Annotated in this window: 2 protein-coding genes and 1 pseudogene; all 3 read left to right on the forward strand. The window is 62.8% G+C overall.

What is annotated here, in order from left to right; genetic code table 11:
• A pseudogene (locus RVY79_RS16730) lies at positions 1–235 on the forward strand (transposase); the annotation flags it as partial.
• Positions 232–603, forward strand: coding sequence for a hypothetical protein (locus RVY79_RS16735; RefSeq protein ID WP_003100853.1), 372 nt, complete (start codon positions 232–234; stop codon positions 601–603). The pseudogene RVY79_RS16730 and the gene RVY79_RS16735, both read left to right, overlap by 4 nt.
• On the forward strand, positions 597–804 hold a 208-nt coding region (locus RVY79_RS16740; RefSeq protein WP_317465601.1), incomplete at its 3' end, for a recombinase family protein. The genes RVY79_RS16735 and RVY79_RS16740, both read left to right, overlap by 7 nt.

Consider the following 804-nt stretch of genomic DNA (forward strand, 5'->3'; position numbering starts at 1 on the left):
CGCTTTCGATGACGGCTACGTGCCCCGCGTGATGCCCTACGTGTGGCGCATCATCTGGACGGTCGGCGGGTTGATGGCTGTGACCGCCGTACTGCCTACCAACACCGGACGGCCAGCCTTCGATGCCTTGGTGGTCTTCTCGACCTGGTATCCGATAGGCGTGATGCTGCTGGTTTTCGCGTCGAGGCCCCTTGGCCGGTTGATTCGCCAAAGAGCACAGGAGCGGCGGAAATGAGCACGTCAACCATCGAGGCGCTGGCCAGCGCCTGGGCAAGGATTGCCGAGGAAGCGGAATTCCCCGCTGACTACGAGGGGACTGCCACACCACAAGCGCATCGGGCTAGCGAAGCTATTCAGGAGCAGATTCGGGAGCGCATCGTCGCCACCAACGACATGCGGCTGTTCAGCCTGCTGCACCTGCTGGGTCAGGCGTCGCTGCGCATGGAGCAAGCGCTGTGGCCGGAGGATTACGAGCGGATGACGCGCGAGGTTGAGGAAGCCCTGCGGCAAGCCACCGACGCCAACGCCAGATCGTACACCCACGAAGAAGTGATGCAGGCGATGCAGGAACGCATCGACCGGGCGCGAGACAAGCCATGTTGATTGGCTATGCGCGCGTCTCGACGCAGGATCAGAACCTGGAGCTGCAACGCGAAGCCTTGAGCAAGGCCGGATGTAAAAAGGTCTTCGAGGACAAGGTGAGTGGCACGCGGGCAGACCGGCCTGGCTTGGCCAAGACGCTCGAAATGCTGCGCGAAGGCGATACTTTGGTCGTCTGGAAGCTCGACCGGCTGGGCCGGTCGG

It is taken from the genome of Chromohalobacter sp. HP20-39, from assembly GCF_033052815.1.
GTDB lineage: Bacteria > Pseudomonadota > Gammaproteobacteria > Pseudomonadales > Halomonadaceae > Chromohalobacter.